Raw genomic sequence first — 21,761 nt, forward strand, 5'->3', positions numbered from 1 at the left:
GATTTTCTCTTTAAAATGTCAAATTGAATTGTAAGTATGTATTTATGGGCAAATAGCCACGAAACACAATTTAATAACAAATGCAACGGTTCAGCATTAAATTTGACGACTTGATAGTTCTTCTCTTTTGAGCAAATTAGACTTATGTATCTTTAAAGTTGAAATGAGCAATATTTTCACAAAAAGAAGGATTCGTAAGTTTTTTTTCCGATGGATGGTGGTCAATTTTGTATACTTTGCAGTGAAACTGACCATGGAGTATGACGGGAAGGAATATGAAGGTTTTTTTTCATCAACAAGTCTATTTTATTATATAAGTGCATTTTTTCTGCTTATGTTAACTTGGGAAATAAATGATTATCTACTCAAACGACATAAGAAGTATTGTAGGCTTAATCTAAAGCGAAGTTTAAAGATTGTATGTATCAATATGTCCATTATGATACCCATGTGCGCTTTAGTGTACTATTTGGCACTGTTTCCATTTAAAGACGCATGGGGAATTACTTGTCCTAATACTCCAATACAACAGTTTACCATAGATTTTTCAAGGGCAATTCTAATTGGTATGGCGGTCATATTTTCAAACATGTTTCATTATGCAATGAACCATCATGATGAATTGGAAAAACGCCTTGAAGATTTACAAAAAGATATGTTGGCATCTCAGTACGCCTCTTTAAAAAACCAGATAAGTCCGCATTTCCTATTCAATAGCCTGAATACATTAACTTCTCTGATGTATGAGGATAGGGATTTAGCTTCTGATTTTGTTACCCGATTGGCAAGTAGCTATCGCTATATCTTAGATAATAGAGAACATGATTTGGTAAACCTGCAAAAGGAATTGGGTTTTATGGATGCTTTTATTTTTATGATGGATGTGCGCCATAAACAAGCGGTTGTTATAGACTTGAACATTAAAGTTGATCCAGAACAGTATTTGATACCTACTTTGTCTTTACAGATGTTGGTTGAAAATGCGTTAAAACATAATATATACAGTAAAGAGAAACCTTTAAAAATCGCAATATCTACAATTGGTGAAGATGCTTTAGCTATTAAAAATAACTTCCAAAAAAGGGAGTTAAAGCAAAACACAACACAATTGGGTATTAAAAACATAAAAAAGAGATATGCCTTTTACACGAATAAACAGGTGCTGGTGCGTGAAGAAACTGATTTTTTTGAAGTTATTATTCCTTTGCTGGATAAAAGGGTGACGGAAATGAATTTAATAGCAGTTTCATAAGATGAGGGCGGTCATTATTGAAGATGAAGAATTTGCATCAATAAGACTATCAAAATTGGTCCAAGAATTAGCTCCAGATATTGAAATAGTAACAAGTCTTAATTCCGTTGAAAGTGGTTCACAATGGTTTTCTGATAATTTGATGCCCGATTTAATTTTTTTAGACATTCAATTAAATGATGGTTACGGCTTTGATATTTTAGATGGTTTAGTAAATCATCCTCCTGTAATTTTTACGACCGCCTACAATGAATTTGCTATTCGTGGTTTTAAGTACAATGGGTTAGATTATCTTCTAAAACCCATTGTAAAGAATGATTTAAAAGTAGCATTAGAGAAATTTGAAAAGAATGTCACGAATAATGGTCGTAGTACATCAGAAAACTTGGAGCATTTAAAACAACTGTTCCATAAAGAGTACAAACATCGCTTTATGGTGAAAGTGGGAAATCAGTTTAGGTCATTTAATGTTGAGGATATTGCCTATTTTAAATCACATGACGGAATGATATGCTTACATACCCACGCAGGGCAATCTTTTCCCATTGAATATACTATAGACCAGCTAGAGAATATTTTAAACCCCATTCACTTTTTTCGAATCAATAGAAAGTTTATGGTCTCGGTACAAGCAGTGGTAGAAATACATAGCTATTTTAATAGTCGATTATTGCTAAAACTGCTACCTAAAGAAGAAGAGCAAGTAATTGTTTCAAGAGAACGGACAACAAATTTTAAGCGTTGGTTGGATATGTAGTTATTACCACCTCTGATTTCTAAATCCATTTGTCTTGGCATATTCAATGGTTGATACCAAATAGTCTTCTAAATTATAGTTTGGTATGGGTAAAATACTTTCTAAAAGGGTGGTGTCCCATTCATAAGGTTTTGCGGTCAAATATGGGGTCAGATGAACACCTATGGTTTCATAGTAGAATTGCTCTAGCGTGCTTTCAAATTCACTCGCGGTTTCCAACAACTCTTGAGTCATTTTGAAATTTTTAAAATTTACGGTTTCCAAAATTTTGGAAATACCGTGAAAAATATCGGTGCCCTTTGAGTTCACAATATTTAATTGTTCAATGGCCGTATCAAAAACTTTAGTAATCACCTTTGCTGCATAATCGGTAGGGATGATATTTAGTTTGCTGAATTTATTCGCTTGAATACGAACTGTTTCTGAAGAATTACTGCGGTAGAAAAACTTAGCAAAAAGATAAAATACCATATACTTAGAAATGAAGAAACTAGGTTTATCCATAATGTTCCCACCAAGAACGCTAGGCCGTAATATTTGAATGGGAATATTCGCTTTTTCTCCAGCTTTCACCAAATATTTTTCAGTAGCGTGCTTAGAGGCTTCGTAATAGTTTCGGTATTCGTTTTGCTCAACACCAACATAGTTGTTCTCGAGCATACCGCTTAATTTTCCAATGGAAAAGGCAGTACTTATGTAGATGAATTTTTCTAAATGTGGCTTGTATGCTTCAAAAATTTGCGCTGAAAAAGTTAAATTCTCCTTGAATATTTCATCTTTACTATTGGGATCAATGGAAAGGTTTACATAACCAGCAGAATGAATAAAATAATAGGTCTTATTGTTATCTATAAAAGAAATGGGTTGAAGTACTTGTTTGGCATCAACGACGACAATCTTATCTAAAATCGCTTTTTTGTTATTTTTAATAGCACTTGGCACAATTTCACTTTCAAATATGGTATTAACCCTATCTTTTGGCAATGTTCTATTCTTCTTTCTCACGATTAAGTACAATCGTTCTATTTCTAGAAGTCGGGTTTCCAATAAAGAAAAAAGCACCTGAGAACCTAAAGTTCCCGTAGCACCAGTTAAAATGATATTCATTTTTGACCTATTAAGTATGCAAATATCGGTTTAAAACAGCAGAATACTTAAAATAAATAAATGGCGTTCGCTTTAATTTTAATGATATAAGGCTTTCTCCGTATATTGACTCGTTATTAGTATTAAAAGATTAAAAATATGTTAAAAAAAATTATCCTTTGTATTAGTGTTAGCACGCTAATCGCATCATGCGGTACCAAAGTCGCGGTGAATGATCTTGCTGTAAATACTCCCATCATTTCAGATTTGGATTTGGTCAATATTGATAACGATAAGATAAGTGTATCAATTGACCCAGGCCGATTTGTTACCGATACTATAACTTATAGATTGCCAAAAGTGGTTCAAGGTACCTACGCAGTATCTGATTTTGGTAAGTATGTGGAAAATGTACAAGCTATAGACTATGAAGGAAATAGTATAGAAATCACTAAAGTAGATACGAACACATGGTCGATAGCGAATGCAAAGAGCCTTGATAAAATAACATATTTGGTTAACGATACATTTGATCAAGAGGTTCAAGGTGGTATCGGAGAAGAAGTGCCTTTTTCCCCATCAGGTACAAATATTGAACCTAAGCAAGTAATGTTGAACCTACATGGGTTCATAGGCTATTTTGATAATTTAAAAAACAATAGTTATCATATTGGAGTGACTGCACCGGGCTCATTTAACTACACCTCTCCGCTGCAAGAAATTCAATTTACTGAAAGTGAAGATGGTGCCTCAAAGAAGTCTGTATTTAAGGCCAACAGGTATTTTGAGGTTACTGACAACCCTATGATGTACGGTGAGACTGAGGTTGAAGAATTTATGGTCGGTGATATAAAGATTGTGCTAAGTGTCTTTTCTCCGAATAGTGTACATAAGGCTATCGACATTAAAAAGACAATGATCGAAATGATGCAGGCACAAAAGAATTACTTGGGTGATTTGAACAGTACCCCTAGGTATGATGTTTTACTTTATTTATCGGATACTTCAAAAGAAGATGCTGCAAAAGGCTTTGGTGCTTTGGAACATCACTCTTCAACGGTGGTAGTCTTACCAGAGCAGATGGATGCTGCTGCTTTGGCCGAAGCTATGATAGATGTTGTAGCTCATGAGTTTTTTCATATTGTAACGCCATTGTCCGTGCACTCCGAAGATGTCCATTACTTTGATTACAATAATCCAACTTTTAGTAAGCATCTATGGTTATATGAGGGAGTCACTGAATATTTTGCACAGCATTTTCAGGTGTATGATAAACTAATTGTCCCAGAAACCTATTATTCAAGAACTACCGAGAAAATAAATAATTCACGCTCCAATTATGATGATGCTATGAGTTTCATACAAATGAGCGAGAATGTCTTAGAGAGCCCATACAAAGAAAATTACGCTAATGTTTACATGAAGGGAGCATTGATAGGTATGTGCATTGATATTCTAATGCGTGAACAAAGTGATGGCGATCGAAGTCTATTAACCTTGATGAAAGAATTGTCAAATAAATATGGAAAGAATAAGCCTTTTGTTGATGATACCTTAATTCAAGAGATTACCGCTATGACGTATCTAGAGATAGGGGAGTTTCTGAACAAGCATGTTGTGGGTACCACTCCTATTGATTATGATGTTTTCTTTAAGAAAGTAGGGCTTCATTTTAAAGAGGCACAGGTAGAAACCAATTACATTCAAAATGCAGGAAACTTAATTGTAGGGGCGGACCGTGAAGCAGGTACGATTATCTTTAATGAACAAGTGTCTAACAACAGTTTCTGGACTGATAAAGGAGCTCAACCAAATGATGTTATTAAGAGTATAGATGGAGGAGAAATCAATTTACAAAATGCCAACCAAGTTTTTGGTGAAGTCTTCACTTGGAGACCAGGTAAAGAAATTGATGTAGTATTATTGCGAAATGGAGAAGAAATAAATATTAAGACCGTGACCGAGCAATCATACACCACGGCGAATACTCTTGTTGAGAACCCAGATGCTACTGAAACTCAAATTACTTTGAGAAAGGTATGGTTAAATCAATAGCGATTTGTTTTTGAACCGATAACTAAAAACCCCTGTTGATTTCAACAGGGGTTTTTTACTTTATAAAGTATAAGTCTAGACTTCTATCAAAATAGAAATGACCATTAATATCTGTAGTACTCAGGTTTGTAAGGTCCTTCAACTGTAACGCCAATATATGCCGCTTGGTCTTGTCTTAGCTCGGTCAATTCAGCCCCTAGTCGTGCCAAGTGTAATTTTGCAACCTTTTCATCTAAATGCTTGGGCAACATATAAACATCATTTTCATAATTGCTGCTGTTTTTCCAAAGTTCAATTTGAGCTAAAGTTTGATTGGTAAAAGAGTTACTCATCACAAAACTTGGATGACCGGTAGCACAACCTAAATTTACCAAACGGCCTTCGGCCAATATGATAATATCTTTACCTTCAACGGTATACTTGTCAACCTGTGGTTTAATCTCGTCTTTGGTATTACCATATTCTCCATTCAACCAGGCCATATCAATTTCATTGTCAAAATGACCAATGTTACAGACAATGGCTTTGTCTTTTAAAGCTCTAAAATGCTCTTCACGAATAATATCTTTATTTCCTGTAGTTGTAATAACGATATCAGCATTCGGCACCACAGATTCCAACTTTTTTACCTCAAAACCATCCATACAGGCTTGTAAAGCACAAATAGGATCAATTTCAGTTACCGTTACAATGGCTCCGGCCCCTCTAAAAGAAGCGGCTGTACCTTTTCCTACATCACCATAACCTGCAACAACAACTTTTTTCCCCGCAAGCATGGTATCCGTGGCTCTGCGAATGGCATCTACGGCACTCTCCTTACAACCGTATTTGTTATCAAATTTTGACTTCGTAACTGAATCATTAACGTTTATAGCTGGCATAGGCAAAGTACCATTCTTTACACGTTCATAAAGTCTATGAACACCAGTAGTGGTTTCTTCTGAAAGCCCTTTGATACCTGAAGTTAATTCAGGGTATCGGTCCAAGACCATATTTGTCAAATCACCGCCATCATCTAGAATCATGTTTAGAGGTTCTCTGTCTTCGCCAAAAAACAGGGTTTGCTCAATGGCCCAATCAAATTCTTCTTCATTCATTCCTTTCCACGCATATACTGGAATACCAGCAGCTGCAATAGCGGCAGCGGCATGATCTTGGGTAGAGAAGATGTTGCATGAGCTCCAAGTTACATCGGCTCCAAGTTCAACAAGGGTTTCGATTAATACAGCAGTTTGAATGGTCATGTGAAGACAACCTGCAATTCGCGATCCTTTTAAAGGTTGTTCTTCTTTATATTCTTCGCGAAGTGCCATCAATCCTGGCATTTCAGCTTCAGCAAGCTCTATTTCTTTTCTTCCCCAGTCGGCAAGAGAAATATCTTTAACTTTAAATGGTACAAACGGAATCGTTTTTGTGCTCATAATCTTTTTTTGATTTATTTTCTAGCAATTTCGCCTGCAAAGGTACAAATTACATAACTTTCGACCGTGCCTATTTACAAAACCATAACAGTTTCTAATACAATCCAAGTTTATATTTGGAAGGTAACGGAATCAGAAAATGAGCTTGTTCAGAATGTAGTGTTGACTGAAAATTGCCAAAACCGCATGTTCGGAATGAAATCTGAATTGCACCGTCGTGCTTTTTTAAGCATTAGACATTTGTTTTTGGAGGCTGGTTTTGAAGATAAAGATGTTTTCTATAATGAATTTGGAAAACCTTTTTTACATGATGGTAGACATATTTCCATTACTCACTCTAACAATTTTACGGCTATAATTATTAGTGATACCGCTGAGGTAGGTATTGATATTGAAAAACAACGTGATAAAATACTACGTATAGCGCATAAGTTTACACCAATTGAAGAGTACCGAACCTTGGCCAATTCGGAAGCAATTATTAGAAAGTTGACTATTGTTTGGGGTGCTAAAGAGTCATTGTATAAAATTTACGCCCAACCTGGTCTTAGTTTTTTAAAGCATATTGATGTGCAAGATTTTTCTTTTTCTGATTTAGAAGCAACAGCACAGATAAGATATGAAGGTCAAAAGTCAAATTATGAAATTGCTTTTTTAGAGTTTGAAGGATTTACCTGTGTTTATGCTCAGCACATTTTAGAGAGATAAGTATATAGATTAGTATTTTTGAACACCAAATACCAATTCATGAACATTTCAGTTGAACTTACATTTTCGCCCTTGCAAGATGATTTTGAACTTCATATCATCAATTTTATAAAAAAGCTTAGAGCTTCAGGACTTACCATTTTGGAAAATCCTTTGAGTACACAAGTTTTCGGAGAATATCATAAAGTAATGGAAGTATTGCAATCTGAAATTGAAATTGCTTTTAAGTTAATGGATAAAGGGTTGTTATATATGAAATTGGTAAAATCTGACCGTAGCGATTATGAGCCACATTTTTGATTGGATTTTTTCTCAGTATGACGGAGTGCCGACTCTTGATATAGTCTTAGAAATTATTAGTGTAGTTTTTTCATTATTGAGTGTTTGGTATTCTAAAAGGGAAAATATTTTAGTGTATCCGACAGGTCTTATAGCAACTGGTCTTTACGTTTATATCCTTTTAAAATATTCGCTCCTAGGAGATATGCTTATCAATGCATATTATTTTGTAATGTGTATTATAGGATGGTATTTATGGACAAGAAAAGTTGATAAAACACATTTTATTCCTATTACCAAAACGAGCATAAAAGAGAAAAATTGGTCTTTTTTGCTATTTATAAGTGCGTTAGTTTTTGTCTTTCTGATATACTATGTTACGGATAGGTATAATACTTGGACAGCTTATGTTGATACTTTTACTACCGCAATTTTTTTTGTTGGAATGTGGCTAATGGCAAAAAAGAAATTAGAAAATTGGATTTACTGGATTATCGGAGACATTATAACTGTACCCTTATATTGGTATAAAGGTCTTATTTTTAGTTCACTGCTTTTTGCAGTATTGACAATCATTGCCATTTATGGTTACCGAGCATGGAAGACAAACTTAGACAAGAGCCCTCAGACCTTATTAAAATAGTATTGTTTGGCCCTGAATCTACCGGAAAAACAACCTTAGCCAAACAACTAGCTACACATTACAATACGCTTTGGGTGCCCGAATATGCTCGTGAATACCTTCAAGATAAATGGAATAGAGAACAAAAAACCTGCGAACCACATGATTTATTGCCCATTGCCGAAGGGCAAATGCGATTAGAAAACAAGTTGAGCAAGAAAGCCAATAAAATTCTTTTTTGTGATACCGATTTATTAGAGACTAAAGTATATTCCGAGGCATATTATATAGGGGAGTGCGACCCAATACTTGAGAAATATGCTTTGCAGAATTCATATGACCTTTACTTACTTACAAATATCGACACGCCATGGGAAGCTGATGATTTAAGGGATAAACCAAACGAGAGAGAGAAAATGTTCGCTTATTTTCATGATTCGTTAAAGCAATACTCTCGTAATTTTATTATTTTAAGTGGCAGTAAACAACATCGTTTACAAACAGCTGTTCAACACATAGAAAAACTATTAAAACTATGATCGACTTTACTGAAAATGATTTACAACAACTCAATTCAAAAGGAATTTCGAGAGAAAAAGTATTGGACCAAATAGAGACTTTTAAAGAGGGTATTCCCTTTGTTGATTTAGAAAAAGCGGCTGTTGTGGGAGAAGGAATATCGAGATTTTCTGACGAAGAACAAAGAGCTTTAGTCGAGTATTTTGAAGCTAATAGAGAATCACTTGCCTTGTTAAAATTTGTTCCAGCTTCCGGTGCGGCCTCTCGTATGTTTAAGGCTATGTTCAATTTTTTGGATGCGTATCATCCGAAAGAAGAAAGTTTATCAGATTATATCGAAAGAACAAATGATAAAGCGGTAAAACAATTTGTTGATGGAATGGAAAACTTACCGTTTCATAATTTGATTATGGGTAGAATTTTAGTTGATGGAACTTCTAAAGGGGAAATAGCGCATCAATTTGTAAAAGAAATGTTGACGGAAGAAGGATTAAACTATGGATTTTACCCAAAAGGGCTACTCCCTTTCCATACCTATAATAATTCTGCAACCCCTTTTGAAGAGCATTTAAAAGAAGCTGCTCTTTATGCTAAAACTAACGGAAAAGCCAACTTGCATTTTACGATTTCTGAACAGCACGATGCTATGTTCAAAGCGGAGGAAGCAAGTGCTTCACCAAGAATAGCTGAAGTCACAAAAACTGATTTTAAAGTAAGTTATTCCAATCAAAAACCTGCCACAGATACTTTAGCGGTTACTTTGGATAATACTCCTTTTCGTAATTCCGATGGTTCCATTCTTTTTAGACCAGGAGGTCATGGGGCACTGATCGAAAACCTGAATGATGAAGATGCGGATATTATTTTTATAAAGAATATTGATAATGTAGTCATTGATGCCAATCTGGAAGACGTTGCGAACAGCAAAAAAATGTTGGCAGGATTGTTACTGAAAGTACAAGCCGAAACTTTTGAAAAAGCTAAACATCTTGATAAAGGGAACCTGGCTGCGGATGAAGTTCAAGAAATCAAAGAATTTCTTGAGCAGCAATTAAATGTGAGATTTTCAACAAATTATACAGATTTAGAACAGGATAATAAGATTGCCGTTTTAAAAGAGAAACTCAATCGTCCTATTCGAATCTGCGGAATGGTTAAAAATGAAGGAGAACCAGGCGGAGGGCCTTTCTTTATTAAGGACCAAGAAGGAAATACATCCCTTCAAATTATTGAATCAGCTCAGATTGATATGAATAATTCTGAACAAGTGGCGATATTAAAGAATTCTACACACTTTAACCCTGTAGATTTAGTATGTGCAGTTCGAAATTACAAGGGTGAAAAATTTGATTTATTGAATTTTGTAGACACGAAACAAGGATTTATTACAGGGAAAACTAAAGAAGGGAAAGAATTGAAGGCATTGGAACTTCCAGGTCTATGGAACGGTGCCATGGCATTTTGGAACACAATTTTTGTCGAAGTTCCGCTGGTTACCTTTAATCCCGTAAAAACTGTAAATGATTTATTGAAACCTTCCCACCAAGCATAAAACAACTTACTACTATAAAAAAAAACCGCCTTTTGGCGGTTTTTTTGTTTTTAAGTGACTTTTTAAAAATAGTGGTGTCTTACTAGTAAAGACAGTTAAAATGAGTGAATTAGTAAGATCAGGAGTTATAGGAATAATCACGGTGATGTTATTGTTAATAGGAGCTCATTTTGCAGATGAAATGGAAGAGACTGAAATTGAAAGAAGTCTAAATATTAAAAAAAAGACGGTAAAAGTTGATGCTGTTGTTGACAGCAAGACTTCAGAAAATATAGATAATAAAAACTCTGAGGCAGCTTTATAAGTCCTCAGATTTTTGGTTGGTTGATTTGGTTGAAAGGGCCGTTTCATTTGATTTCGGTCCTTTTTTTAATGTAAGATTATGGGGATAACCTTTTCAACAAAACAAATGATATTAAAGAAGGATGATGCTATGCTACACTAACCATGCTTTATCCAAGATGGCTTACTGAAAAGTGCATTTTAGATGCATTGCCCCCAAAATATTTTTGGTAAGCCTATTGAAAAGACTGCATTCGCAGTCTTTTTTTGTTTAGGGGTAAAATTATAAGCTTTGTTGACGTCCGTTCGTCAGTTTAATTCGTAATTAATTACCAGTAAATTATTATCTCTAATTCATTATGAAAAATCACCTGTTTGCTATAGTTTTATTTGTTGTTCTTATAGATGGTTATGCTAATTCTATTAAAACGGACATATTTATCAGCGCTACTGAAATCATATCAGATGATTTTAAGAAAGTTGATTCAAGTGAATTGACGCCTCCTATCATTGAAGAAATATTGAAACAGTACCCTACCTCAAAATTGGCAGGGGTTTATAAAAATGATAAGAACCAATTTAAGTTGATAATGGTTCTGAAAAGCGGTACCAGAAGAACGGTGTATATAGATTCTTACGGTAGATGGTTTAAATTGAAATAACCCATTATTCCAAGATATCCAAAGACTGCATTTTGCGATCTTTTTTGGTTTATATTATTTTGCATATTACATTTGCGCCTATCTCTAAGGGGTGCTGTAAAAAGCTGAGATTATACCCAATGAACCTGGGCAGGTAATGCTGCTAAGGGACCGAGCGTTAAGAAAATGTCCGTTGAACATTTTTAGCGAGGGGCCAGCCGGCGCAAGGGCTGACCTAATTTTGGAAAACTGTCAATAGCAAGACAAAAATCAATTTTAACTTAGAATAATAGCCCCTTTTATTCGTAAAACTATTTACGGATGAAGTACACTATTTTCACAATGCTGGCCATATTTGGTCTAACAATGGCCTCACAGGCTCAACAACAATCAACAGATTCTTTAATTGGTAAAAAAGTGGTTCTGGACGAAGTCTTTGTTTCTGCGGTTAGGGTCACCAAAGAATCGCCTGTCACATTTTCTAACCTTACAAAAGAAGACATCAAACCTAGAAATTTAGGCCAAGACATTCCTATTTTAATGAATTTTTTACCTTCTGTAGTAACTACTTCCGATGCAGGTGCAGGTGTGGGTTATACAGGGATAAGAGTGAGGGGTAGCGATGCTACTAGGGTGAACGTTACCATTAATGGAATTCCATATAATGATGCTGAGTCGCAAGGCACATTTTGGGTTAACATGCCCGATTTTGCATCTTCTACCGAGAGCTTACAATTACAAAGAGGTGTAGGCACATCTACTAATGGTGCCGGTGCTTTTGGAGCAAGTTTAAATTTACTGACCGATGGATATTCTGAGGATGCTTTTGCTCAAATATCCTCTTCTTTTGGCAGTTTCAATACGTTGCGAAATAATGTGAAGTTTAGTACAGGGTTGATGAATGACCATATTGAGATTTCTGGTAGGTTGTCAAGAATAACTTCAGATGGATACATTGACCGAGCGAGATCAGATTTAGATTCTTATTTTTTACAAGGCGCATACAAAGACGATAATACCTTGATAAAAGCATTGCTTTTTGGAGGTCATGAAATCACCTATCAAGCCTGGTATGGTATTGACAGGGCTACCTTAGAAACTGATAGAAAGTTCAACCCATCAGGAATTTATACTGATGAAAATGGAAATACCCAATTTTACGAGAATGAAGTAGATAATTACAAACAAGACCATTTTCAGCTATTATGGAATGAGCAGCTTTCAAATTATTGGAGCACAAACTTAGCGGTACATTATACTCGTGGTCGGGGATTTTTTGAGCAGTTTCGTGAAGATGACGACTTTGTAACGTATGGCTTTGAACCTTTAAATGTTGATGGAGAACTGGTAAATACTACCGATTTGATTCGTCGCAGATGGTTGGACAATGATTTTTATGGAACGGTTTTTTCTGCTAATTACAAGAAAGATAAACTAGACTTTATTGTTGGTGGTGGTTGGAACACCTATAAAGGTGACCATTTTGGCGAGGTTATTTGGGCTCGTTTTGCCAGTAATAGTGAGTATAGAGATCGTTATTATGATGATAATTCCACCAAAACAGATTTCAATATGTATACCAAAGCAAACTATAAATTGAATGGCAAGTGGTCATTATATGGAGACTTACAATATAGAACTGTAGGGTACGAGGCTAACGGAGAAGATACTGGATTAGTAGACGATACCTTCAACTTTTTCAACCCAAAAGCTGGGGTGACCTTTGATTTAAATCGTAATAACAACTTCTATTTTTCTTATGCGGTTGCGAATCGTGAACCAAATAGAAATGATTATGAAAATGGAAATCCTAAACCAGAAAAACTCAATGATTTTGAATTAGGATGGAGGTACATTGCAACTACTGTTCAAGTAAATACAAATGTTTACTATATGAACTATAAAGACCAGTTGGTGTTGACGGGCGAATTGAATGATGTAGGTGCTCCACTTAGAGCAAATGTCGGTGATAGTTACCGTTTAGGGCTTGAAATTGATGCCAATATTCAATTGGGGGATAAATTTAGGGTAACACCTAATATTGCTATTAGCACCAATAAAAATCAAGATTTTGTTTTTCAACGTGACGGTGTCTTGCAAGATTTGGGAAATACCAATATCGCTTTTTCTCCTGGTTTTATAGCAGGTAATATGTTTACCTATAGCCCTAAGCCGGAACTGCAATTAATCTTATTATCAAAATTTGTTGGCGAACAATATATGGGGAACATTGATTCTGAAGGGTCTATTTTAGACGCTTACTCACAAACCGATTTCAATGTGCAGTATGAATTAAAATGTAACGGATTTTTAGACAGTATTGTTTTTTCAGGCTTGGTCAACAATATTTTTGATGCTGAGTTTGAATCAAATGGGTATTTCTTCACCTTTGATGATGATTTTAGTAACCCGGGCACTATTATGACCGTTGAAGGTGCTGGCTTTTATCCACAAGCAGGAATCAATTTCTTGCTTGGTGCAAGTATTAACTTTTAATCTTTTTTTATCCGTTGTGCACTTTCATAAAATTCTGTCAATTCGAGTAAATTTTACACCTAGTGCATAAAATTTGTATCGAGAATAAGAATTTTGGTCTCTTAAAATAGTTCTCGATACGATTTTTATCAAAAAAAATCACTCGAACTGACATTTTGGAAACTTCTTTTATTCAAAATGCACCACGGGTTTCTTATAATTTTTAAGGATGCTGTATTTTTAAATAAAAAAGTATGGCATCCTTTTATTTTTCTAAATCACAACCTTTACGTTGGGGAATAATTGGTTGCGGTAGCGTAACCGAGGTGAAAAGCGGGCCTGCTTATCGTCTTACAGAGGGTTTTGAGATAACTGCCGTTATGTGCAGACACTTAGAGAAGGCAGCGGATTATGCAGAAAGGCATAAGGTTCCATTGTTCACTAGCGATGCTTCTGAAGTAATTGATAATCCAGATATTGATGCGGTCTATATCGCTACCCCTCCAGATACGCACAAGTTTTATGGATTAAAAGTCGCAGAAGCCGGAAAACCCTGTTGTATTGAAAAACCTATGGCACCCAGTTATGCTGATAGTTTAGAAATTTTTAATGCTTTTCAAGAAAAAGACCTTCCATTTTTTATAGCATATTACCGCAGGTCCTTACCTCGGTTTTTAAAAGTAAAAGAATGGTTGGATGAAGGGGCAATAGGTGAGCTAAGACACGTTCACTGGGTGAAAACCCGTACCGCAAGTTTGTTGGATAAAAGTGAAAAATACAATTGGCGGACGGACGCCAAGATTGCCCCAGCGGGCTATTTTGATGATCTAGCGAGTCATGGATTGGATTTGTTTACCTTTTTATTAGGCGATATAAAAGAAGCCACCGGCGTTTCTTCAAATCAACAAGGTCTTTACTCAGCATTGGATACGGTCGCTGGTAGTTGGATCCATAAAAATGGAATAACAGGTTCAGGTAGTTGGAATTTTGGGAGCTATCAACCTTTGGATAAGGTCAAAATAATAGGAGCGAAAGGAGAGATTCATTTTTCAGTGCTGCATGAAGAACCTATTCAATTACTGAGCGAAACTCGAAAAGAATCAGTGTTTATTGAACATCCAAAGCATTTGCATCAATTTCATGTGGCTAATATGAAAAAGCATCTTTTAGGGGAGATGATTCATCCATCAACAGGTGCTACTGGTCTTCATACCAGTTGGGTGATGGATAAAATATTAGGAAATTTAGTTTGAAATAATTACAGAATTTCCACTTTGAACTGCCCTATAAAAAAGCAAATCATAATATCGCGCTCCGTCATCTGGCCTGTCCAATTGCTGCCCGGTAAATAAGTTATAAGTAAAACCTTCACATGAACAGACTACGTTTTGACCATCGATAGTCATGGTTGAGCAATTGTTTGGTGCGTGATTAGGGCAACTGGCTTCGAAAGCAAAGAAGGTATCCAGTCCTGTTTTCATTACAAAAGCACCTCGTGTACCTACGGCATCATTGCTCACATAAACAGGATTTCCAATATTGTTAAGGTTCGAATAAAGTGGAAGGTTTAAGTTCAAATCAAACCTAAAACTTACTTCCTGTAAAAATGGATTTCTATTGGTGCCACCGCTATCGCATGATAGACTTAACACCAATAAAATCAGGGCCAAACGTACTTTCATATGTGGGTAATTTCATGCAAAAATCACTAAAAAATGCATATATTTGCGTTAAATCCTCGCTAAAAACTATATTCTATAGTCGCGGCAGAGGATTTTTCGATTAAAAAATACTAGACATTGGGAAAATTTTTAGGTTTTCTTCAGTGTCGTTTTGCATAAAATTTTAGGATTATGAGTAAAGTTTCATACTATACCCCAGAAGGATTAAAAAAATTAAGAGAAGAATTAGACCATTTACGAGATGTGGAACGCCCTAAGGCTTCACAGGCGATTGCTGAAGCAAGAGACAAGGGTGACCTTTCTGAGAATGCGGAATATGATGCAGCTAAAGAAGCCCAAGGCTTGCTTGAAATGAAGATTTCAAAAATGGAAGAAATACTTTCAAATGCCAGATTGATTGACGAATCACAATTAGATACTTCAAAAGTATTGGTACTCTCTACGGTAAAGTTAAAGAACCAGACCAACGGTATGGAAATGAAGTACACCTTGGTAGCTGAAAGTGAGGCAGATTTAAAATCTGGGAAAATATCGGTGAGTTCACCAATTGGCAAAGGTCTGCTAGGAAAAACTGTGGGTGACGTAGCTGAAATTAAAGTGCCCAACGGCACTTTGAAATTTGATATTTTAGAGATTACAAGATCCTAGGGAGTAAACTGCTTAAGGCCAAGCTTCAGAGCATTTAAATCTCGATTATCGAACCAAAAAATAGTATATTTAATCCTGACTTTTAAGTCGGGATTTTTTATTTCAACCAACTGGCCATGGCAACTATTTTTACGAAAATTATCAATGGAGAGATTCCTTCCTATAAAATTGCAGAAGATGAAAATTTCTTTGCTTTTTTAGATATTAACCCCAATGCGAAAGGGCACACCTTATGTATTCCCAAAAAAGAAGTTGACAAAGTTTTTGATTTGGATGAAGACACTTATTTAGGGCTTATGGCATTTAGCAGAAAAGTTGGAAAAGCCATAGAAACCGCTATTGATTGCAAACGTGTTGGAATCACTGTAATCGGATTAGAAGTGCCACATGTGCATGTGCACTTGATTCCGCTTCAAAGTATGACAAATGCTACTTTTCAAAATAAAGAGAATATGACCAAAGAAGAGTTTGAAACTACGGCCGCATTAATAAGAAAGCAGCTTAAATAATACCTTCAAAATGCATATAGATTGCACCCGCGACTAATGCTACGAATAACAAAATAAGCACAAAAAATAGCGTGGTAAAACGAACAGAAGTTTTATCAGGTTCTACCAATTTATTGTAGTATTCATAAACGCGCTCAATATCTGGAGTCCAGTTTACGGGGTAAATCATTGAGAAACACTTTTTACACTTGATTTCATTGGTAACCTCTGCAGTAGTTTTATGAAAAAAGGGATTATACGTGTGTTTTTGGTAAAAGGAAAGTTTTAGCTCTTGGTTAAAGCATTCAGGACAGTTATTGGTAATATCTGCCTCTTTGATAACCACCATTTTTTGCTTTGCCATAACTAAACAACCGCTTTAAATGAAATTTGCATAATCGTACCCTCTTTACTTGATGAAAGTACTTTCACCTTTCCTTTATGATATTCTTCAATAATTCTTTTAACGAGTGAAAGACCTAATCCCCAGCCCCTCTTTTTAGAAGTTACTCCCGGATTAAAGATGGTCTGGTAATCACTTTTAAGAATTCCATGTCCAGTATCAGAAATCATAACGTTCACAAAATTTCCACTTTGCTCTATTTGAATGGCAATGTTTCCCTTGCCCTTCATAGCATCTATACCATTCTTAACGAGATTTTCTATGCTCCAATTGTATAAGGGTAGATTTAAAAGCACTGAAAGTTCATTAATATCAGAGCTGAACGAAAAATGAATAAGCTTTGAACTTCGTCTTTTTAGGTATTGATAGGCTTTTTCGGTTTCAGAGACAATATCATGGGGTTTCAGTTCAGGAACGGAACCTACTTTTGAAAAACGCTCCGTAATCGTCTGCAAGCGGTCAATATCTTTCTCAATCTCTTTTGTAATATCCGGATTGATGTTCTCTGATTTTAAAATTTCATTCCAACCCAAAAGCGAGGTCAAAGGTGTACCTATTTGGTGAGCGGTTTCTTTTGCCATACCGGCCCACAATTTGTTTTGTTCTGAGGCCTTGTTGGTTTTAAAAAAGAAGAAAATTACCGTACCAAAAAGAAATATGATCAGTAATAGGGCAACGGGATAGTATTTGAGTTTGTTGAGTACTTCAGAATTGCCATAATAAAGGGTGGCAAGCTCTTCCCCCTTATACCTCATTAAAATGGGTTCATTCTCATTTTTAAATTTTTTGATTTTCTTTCGGATTTGAATCGTATCCAAATCAGCATCTACAAGAAGGTTATGCGTTTTTATCGACCCATCTTTAGTCACCAATATCATTGGTGTAGAAGTATTGTTTTGTAGAATTTGAACAGGTAGATTCCCTAATTCTTCATCTACGGGGGCATTGTCAATCTCCGCTTGCGCCGCTGCCCAATTCTCAATTTTTAAACGTTCTTCTTGTTTGAATTTTTCGAAGAAAATATTTGTATTCCAAAGGATTAGGCTTACAATTACAAAAGCTGAAATCAGTAGAATGACATTCGAAGTCCTTTTTTTTGGATTGAATTTCATTAAAATTCGTATTGCTATCAAAGATAACGCAAAAAGCAAACAATTGTTGAAAACCTGAATTACTTAACCGTTTGAAAACTGGTGATTTTGTGTATTTTTGAACCTTAAATTAAATGCTCAAATATGGAAGTTCAAGGAAGAATCAAAATGATAGATGAAACCAAAACCTATGGCAACAATGGTTTTAGAAAGCGTGAAGTGGTGATTACTACAGAAGAACAATATCCGCAGCATATTTTGGTCGAATTTGTGCAAGACAAATGTGATTTGTTGAACAGCTATAGTGAAGGCCAAATGGTAAAAATCAGTATTAATTTGCGCGGTCGCGAATGGGTGAACCCTCAAGGCGAGACCAAGTATTTTAACTCTATTCAAGGGTGGAGAATTGAAAACCTGCAACAAGAAACTTCAACAGAGGGTATGCCACCAGTACCTCCAATGGAAGCCTTTGAGCCAGCTGATAACTTGAATGAAGAAGAGCATGATGACCTTCCGTTCTAACGGATGAGGCTTTCAAAGCTTATAGAAAATATATTTAGAAGGTTTTTGCCTTCGCCTTTTACCATTGCGATTCTCCTGACGGTATTGACCATTGTTCTCACGCTGATCTTTACTGAAAACAAAACGGAAAACAATCATTTATTTACCATTCTCTCGTATTGGGAAGACGGTATTTGGAACAACGGTCTTTTGGTCTTTGCTTACCAAATGATGCTGATTTTGGTACTGGGCCATGTCTTGGTTTTAAGCAAGCCAATGGAACGTTTGATTCTAGGTATTACGAAGTTCGTTCAGAATACTTCAACTGCTGCTGTTTTGGTTGCCTTGCCCACCATGTTGGTTTCGTTTTTTAATTGGGGGTTAGGCCTCATTTTCGGGGCCATTTTAGCTCGAAAGGTTGGGGAATATGCCCAATCAAAGGCTATCCCTATCAATTACCCATTAATTGGTGCTTGTGGTTACGTTGGGCTTATGGTCTGGCATGGGGGTATTAGTGGTTCAGCACCAATTAAAGCTTCAGAAGCAGGTCATATCAAAAGCTTGTTGGCTGGCAATGAAAATCTACTGGCTAGATTACCCGACGCCATTTCAACCTCATCGACCGTATTCAGCTTGTCAAATCTTTTGATATTTAGTTCAGTGGTCATCGCTATTTCGGTATTGGTATACTACTTGGGTAGAAAGGCTGCAACTTCAAAAATTGAACTTCCTGCATATCATTTTACGCCATTGGAGAAAAAAGACCTGTCGGGGGCGGAACGATTAGATCATTCAAAAGTACTGTCCATAGGTTTTGCCGTTTTGATTTTGATGGCATTTTTTGTGCAATACTTACCTGCGCTACGACAACTGAACATTACCCCTAATATGCTTAATTTTTTTATGTTGGGCTTGGCAATACTCCTACACGGAAGCTTTAAGAGTTTTTTAAACGCTGTTGAAGATGCCATTGGTGATATTGCCGGAATTTTAATTCAGTTTCCACTATACTTTGGTATTATGGGCATTATGGCCAATAGCGCCATGATCAATCAGATTTCAGATTTTTTTGTTTCTATAAGTACCGAAACCACCCTGCCGATATTTACTTTTTTAAGCGCAGGAATTGTAAATGTATTTGTACCCAGTGGGGGTGGGCAGTGGGCCATTCAGGGGCCATTGGTGCTACAATCTGCTTTGCAGCTCAACGTACCCTTATCAAAGGCTATTATGGCGCTTTCTTATGGGGATCAAATCACCAATATGCTGCAACCTTTCTGGGCATTGCCCTTACTGGGCATTACAAAGCTAAAGGCCAAAGAGATTCTTCCATATACGCTCTTATTTATGCTAGTGGGTAGTATAGTTTATATTTTGGGTCTGCTTCTTTTCTAAGAAGAATTTAACTTTAACCAAAACCTAAAGTGGGACACTAAATATCTCAATATGCATATCTACCAGGAATAAAGCTGTATTTTAGTTATGATAAAATAAGTTGGGCACAAGCAGAAAAAATAAATGCATGAATCATTTAGATACATTTAAGAAACAACTGGAAATAATTGACCAATTTGGCGTAGGCAATGCACATTTAGCTTGGGTAATGAGCCTATACATGGACCATCCTTCTGCATTAACATTAGGTTCAGAAGGAATTACTGATGGTGGCGACGATAAGAAAATTGATTTCATAAAATTAGATTATGACCTAAGAAAAATTGTTTTTGCACAAGGATATCACACGAGTAAAACTGTGGAAAGTGCACCGGCAAATAAAGCATCCGATTTAAATACTGCTTCTGCTTGGTTAATCTCGGGCGATACAAGCCAAGTTCCTGATAACCTAAAGTCAATAATTGAAGAATGCAGAACAGCAATTTCTGAAAATGAAATCGACCAGATAGAATTGCTCTATGTTCATAATTTACCAGAATCAGTAAACGTAAGTAAAGAATTGGATACAGCTGCCAAGCACCTAACTAATTCTTTGCCAAATGAACTAGAGATTACAGTATTGTATAAAGAGCTTGGCCTTGAAAATACAGAAAGACTGTATTTAGTGCAAGAGTCGTCAATCATTGTTCAAGATACGATAGACTGTCCTGCTAAAATTCAATATCAAGAGACAGGACCAAATTGGACTGCTAGTATAATGTCCGTTCCAGGATATTGGCTTCGTGACTTATTTTTAATCCACGGAGATGAACTATTCTCGGCAAATTATCGCGGATTTTTAGGTGTAAGTAGAAGAAAAAAAATTAATTCAGGTATAAAAACAACAGCAGAGAAACAACCTCAAAATTTTTGGGTTTTTAATAATGGTATTACAATTCTAACTACTAAAATTACAAAGGAAAAATCTGGTGTTAAAATTGAAGGAATCTCTATAATAAACGGAGCTCAAACTACAGGTTCTATTGGTTCACTCGATGGTTCTATTGACCTTAATAATGTTAAGGTGTTGGCGAGAGTGATTGAATGCTCGGACCACAAGACCATTGACGAAATTGTTAAATATAACAACACTCAGAACAAAATCACCACTTGGGATAAGTTCAGCAATGACCCTCAACAAAAAAGAATTCAAGAAGAGTTTTCAAATTTTGGCCATAATTATTCTCTGAAAAGAGGCTTTGACAATAATTCACATTTAGGGATTGAAGTTGTGGCCCAACCTGCAATTGCATTAGAAGGTCATTTTCAAGAAGCAAATGGTGGTAAAAATGGTGTATTTGAAAGTGATAAAATGTATCGCACAGCTTTTGAAGATAAGAAAGCTAAACATCTTTTGTTCGCATACATTATTGCTAGAGCAATGGACGAAAGGAGAAATGAATTAAAGAGAAAACAATCAGACAGCTCGATAATTGAACTTGAACAAAAACAGTTAGTATTACTAAGAAACCTAAGATTCAAATACTTCTTTATTAGTGTATTTGGTAAAACACTAGACGTAGTTCAAGGCAAAAATGTTGATTTGAGCCAAATTGGTTTTACACCAAACTACTCTAAAGCAAAGAATAAAAGTCTAAATGACTTGATTGCAGAAATTTTGCCAGTTATCAATCTTGTGCTGACCTATTCTTCGACTTTTATTTCTGAAGATTTCGGAGAATATATAAGGAAAGAAAACGCTGCAAAAATCTTATCAGACCAAGTTAAATCGATTATTTATGCTCAAGAATCTGCAAATCCTTCGCCTGTAATAGAAAGTTTTAGACAAATCTTATGTGAATAATGGCAATACCTTTGCTGAATTAGAGCTATAAGTAATGCTGTTAAAAGTGAGAATATTAGAG

Annotated in this window: 22 protein-coding genes; 17 read left to right on the forward strand and 5 right to left on the reverse strand. The window is 35.7% G+C overall.

Translation table 11 applies throughout. The features are described 5' to 3' along the window. Positions 1-163 precede the first annotated feature (163 nt). Together RM706_RS06115 and RM706_RS06120 are read left to right on the forward strand one after the other, a co-directional pair. Positions 164-1,252, forward strand: coding sequence for a sensor histidine kinase (locus tag RM706_RS06115; RefSeq protein ID WP_311350145.1), 1,089 nt, complete (start codon positions 164-166; stop codon positions 1,250-1,252). A gap of 1 nt (position 1,253) precedes the next feature. Next, entirely contained in the window at positions 1,254-2,009 is a 756-nt protein-coding gene (locus RM706_RS06120) for a LytR/AlgR family response regulator transcription factor (protein ID WP_311350146.1), read from the forward strand. A 3-nt stretch (positions 2,010-2,012) separates the two neighbouring features. On the opposite strand, the gene RM706_RS06125 is transcribed toward RM706_RS06120, so the two are convergent. Next, positions 2,013-3,116 carry an SDR family oxidoreductase gene (locus tag RM706_RS06125; protein WP_311350147.1) on the reverse strand — a complete coding sequence of 368 codons (1,104 nt, stop codon included), beginning with the start codon at positions 3,114-3,116 and terminating at the stop codon, positions 2,013-2,015. A 138-nt stretch (positions 3,117-3,254) separates the two neighbouring features. Here RM706_RS06125 and RM706_RS06130 point away from each other — a divergent pair, with 138 nt between their 5' ends. Next, positions 3,255-5,150 (forward strand): M61 family metallopeptidase, encoded by a 1,896-nt coding sequence (locus RM706_RS06130; RefSeq protein ID WP_311350148.1) that lies wholly within the window; start codon positions 3,255-3,257, stop codon positions 5,148-5,150. A gap of 104 nt (positions 5,151-5,254) precedes the next feature. Here RM706_RS06130 and ahcY read toward each other — a convergent pair whose 3' ends face one another. After that, positions 5,255-6,571: an adenosylhomocysteinase gene (gene ahcY, locus RM706_RS06135; RefSeq protein WP_311350149.1), complete on the reverse strand. Its 1,317-nt coding sequence runs from the start codon at positions 6,569-6,571 to the stop codon at positions 5,255-5,257. Positions 6,572-6,637: 66 nt separating this feature from the next. Between ahcY and RM706_RS06140 the strand changes: the two genes are divergently transcribed. The 9 genes from RM706_RS06140 (at position 6,638) to RM706_RS06180 (ending at position 14,902) form a co-directional block, all read left to right on the forward strand. Further along, the gene (locus RM706_RS06140) at positions 6,638-7,279 is read left to right on the forward strand and encodes a 4'-phosphopantetheinyl transferase family protein (RefSeq protein WP_311350150.1); all 642 of its coding nucleotides are present in this window, start codon (positions 6,638-6,640) and stop codon (positions 7,277-7,279) included. Between the two features lie 39 nt (positions 7,280-7,318). After that, positions 7,319-7,579 carry a hypothetical protein gene (locus RM706_RS06145; protein ID WP_311350151.1) on the forward strand — a complete coding sequence of 87 codons (261 nt, stop codon included), beginning with the start codon at positions 7,319-7,321 and terminating at the stop codon, positions 7,577-7,579. Further along, positions 7,563-8,201 carry a nicotinamide riboside transporter PnuC gene (pnuC, locus tag RM706_RS06150; RefSeq protein ID WP_311350152.1) on the forward strand — a complete coding sequence of 213 codons (639 nt, stop codon included), beginning with the start codon at positions 7,563-7,565 and terminating at the stop codon, positions 8,199-8,201. Before RM706_RS06145 ends, pnuC begins: the two co-directional genes overlap by 17 nt. Beyond that, on the forward strand, positions 8,156-8,719 hold the full coding sequence (locus tag RM706_RS06155; RefSeq protein ID WP_311350153.1) for an AAA family ATPase: 564 nt from the start codon (positions 8,156-8,158) through the stop codon (positions 8,717-8,719). Before pnuC ends, RM706_RS06155 begins: the two co-directional genes overlap by 46 nt. Continuing rightward, complete coding sequence (locus tag RM706_RS06160) at positions 8,716-10,251, forward strand: DUF4301 family protein (protein WP_311350154.1); 1,536 nt, start codon at positions 8,716-8,718, stop codon at positions 10,249-10,251. Before RM706_RS06155 ends, RM706_RS06160 begins: the two co-directional genes overlap by 4 nt. A 100-nt stretch (positions 10,252-10,351) precedes the next feature. Beyond that, positions 10,352-10,555, forward strand: a complete 204-nt coding sequence (locus RM706_RS06165; RefSeq protein WP_311350155.1) for a hypothetical protein — start codon at positions 10,352-10,354, stop codon at positions 10,553-10,555. Positions 10,556-10,892: 337 nt separating this feature from the next. Next, positions 10,893-11,195, forward strand: a complete 303-nt coding sequence (locus RM706_RS06170) for a hypothetical protein (RefSeq protein WP_311350156.1) — start codon at positions 10,893-10,895, stop codon at positions 11,193-11,195. 300 nt (positions 11,196-11,495) lie between these two features. After that, complete coding sequence (locus tag RM706_RS06175; RefSeq protein ID WP_311350157.1) at positions 11,496-13,670, forward strand: TonB-dependent receptor; 2,175 nt, start codon at positions 11,496-11,498, stop codon at positions 13,668-13,670. Between the two features lie 233 nt (positions 13,671-13,903). Next, positions 13,904-14,902 (forward strand): Gfo/Idh/MocA family protein, encoded by a 999-nt coding sequence (locus RM706_RS06180; RefSeq protein WP_311350158.1) that lies wholly within the window; start codon positions 13,904-13,906, stop codon positions 14,900-14,902. On the opposite strand, the gene RM706_RS06185 is transcribed toward RM706_RS06180, so the two are convergent. Beyond that, positions 14,894-15,331, reverse strand: coding sequence for a Rieske (2Fe-2S) protein (locus RM706_RS06185; protein WP_311350159.1), 438 nt, complete (start codon positions 15,329-15,331; stop codon positions 14,894-14,896). The genes RM706_RS06180 and RM706_RS06185 overlap by 9 nt on opposite strands. 171 nt (positions 15,332-15,502) lie before the next feature. Between RM706_RS06185 and greA the strand changes: the two genes are divergently transcribed. Continuing rightward, the gene (greA, locus tag RM706_RS06190) at positions 15,503-15,979 is read left to right on the forward strand and encodes a transcription elongation factor GreA (RefSeq protein ID WP_311350160.1); all 477 of its coding nucleotides are present in this window, start codon (positions 15,503-15,505) and stop codon (positions 15,977-15,979) included. A 116-nt stretch (positions 15,980-16,095) separates the two neighbouring features. Continuing rightward, positions 16,096-16,488, forward strand: coding sequence for an HIT family protein (locus tag RM706_RS06195; protein WP_311350161.1), 393 nt, complete (start codon positions 16,096-16,098; stop codon positions 16,486-16,488). Here RM706_RS06195 and RM706_RS06200 read toward each other — a convergent pair. Next, positions 16,481-16,831 carry a hypothetical protein gene (locus tag RM706_RS06200; RefSeq protein ID WP_311350162.1) on the reverse strand — a complete coding sequence of 117 codons (351 nt, stop codon included), beginning with the start codon at positions 16,829-16,831 and terminating at the stop codon, positions 16,481-16,483. The two genes, RM706_RS06195 and RM706_RS06200, sit on opposite strands and share 8 nt — an antisense overlap. A 2-nt stretch (positions 16,832-16,833) precedes the next feature. After that, complete coding sequence (locus RM706_RS06205; RefSeq protein WP_311350163.1) at positions 16,834-17,982, reverse strand: ATP-binding protein; 1,149 nt, start codon at positions 17,980-17,982, stop codon at positions 16,834-16,836. 123 nt (positions 17,983-18,105) lie between these two features. On the opposite strand from RM706_RS06205, the gene RM706_RS06210 reads away from it, so the two are divergent. The 3 genes from RM706_RS06210 to RM706_RS06220 all read left to right on the forward strand — a co-directional run bounded on the left by RM706_RS06210 (position 18,106) and on the right by RM706_RS06220 (position 21,700). Next, complete coding sequence (locus RM706_RS06210) at positions 18,106-18,483, forward strand: DUF3127 domain-containing protein (RefSeq protein ID WP_311350164.1); 378 nt, start codon at positions 18,106-18,108, stop codon at positions 18,481-18,483. A gap of 3 nt (positions 18,484-18,486) precedes the next feature. Further along, positions 18,487-19,857 (forward strand): short-chain fatty acid transporter, encoded by a 1,371-nt coding sequence (locus tag RM706_RS06215; protein WP_311350165.1) that lies wholly within the window; start codon positions 18,487-18,489, stop codon positions 19,855-19,857. Between the two features lie 127 nt (positions 19,858-19,984). Then, the gene (locus RM706_RS06220; RefSeq protein WP_311350166.1) at positions 19,985-21,700 is read left to right on the forward strand and encodes an AIPR family protein; all 1,716 of its coding nucleotides are present in this window, start codon (positions 19,985-19,987) and stop codon (positions 21,698-21,700) included. Positions 21,701-21,761 lie beyond the last annotated feature (61 nt).

This window comes from Croceitalea rosinachiae (assembly GCF_031846445.1).
Classification (GTDB): domain Bacteria; phylum Bacteroidota; class Bacteroidia; order Flavobacteriales; family Flavobacteriaceae; genus Croceitalea; species Croceitalea rosinachiae.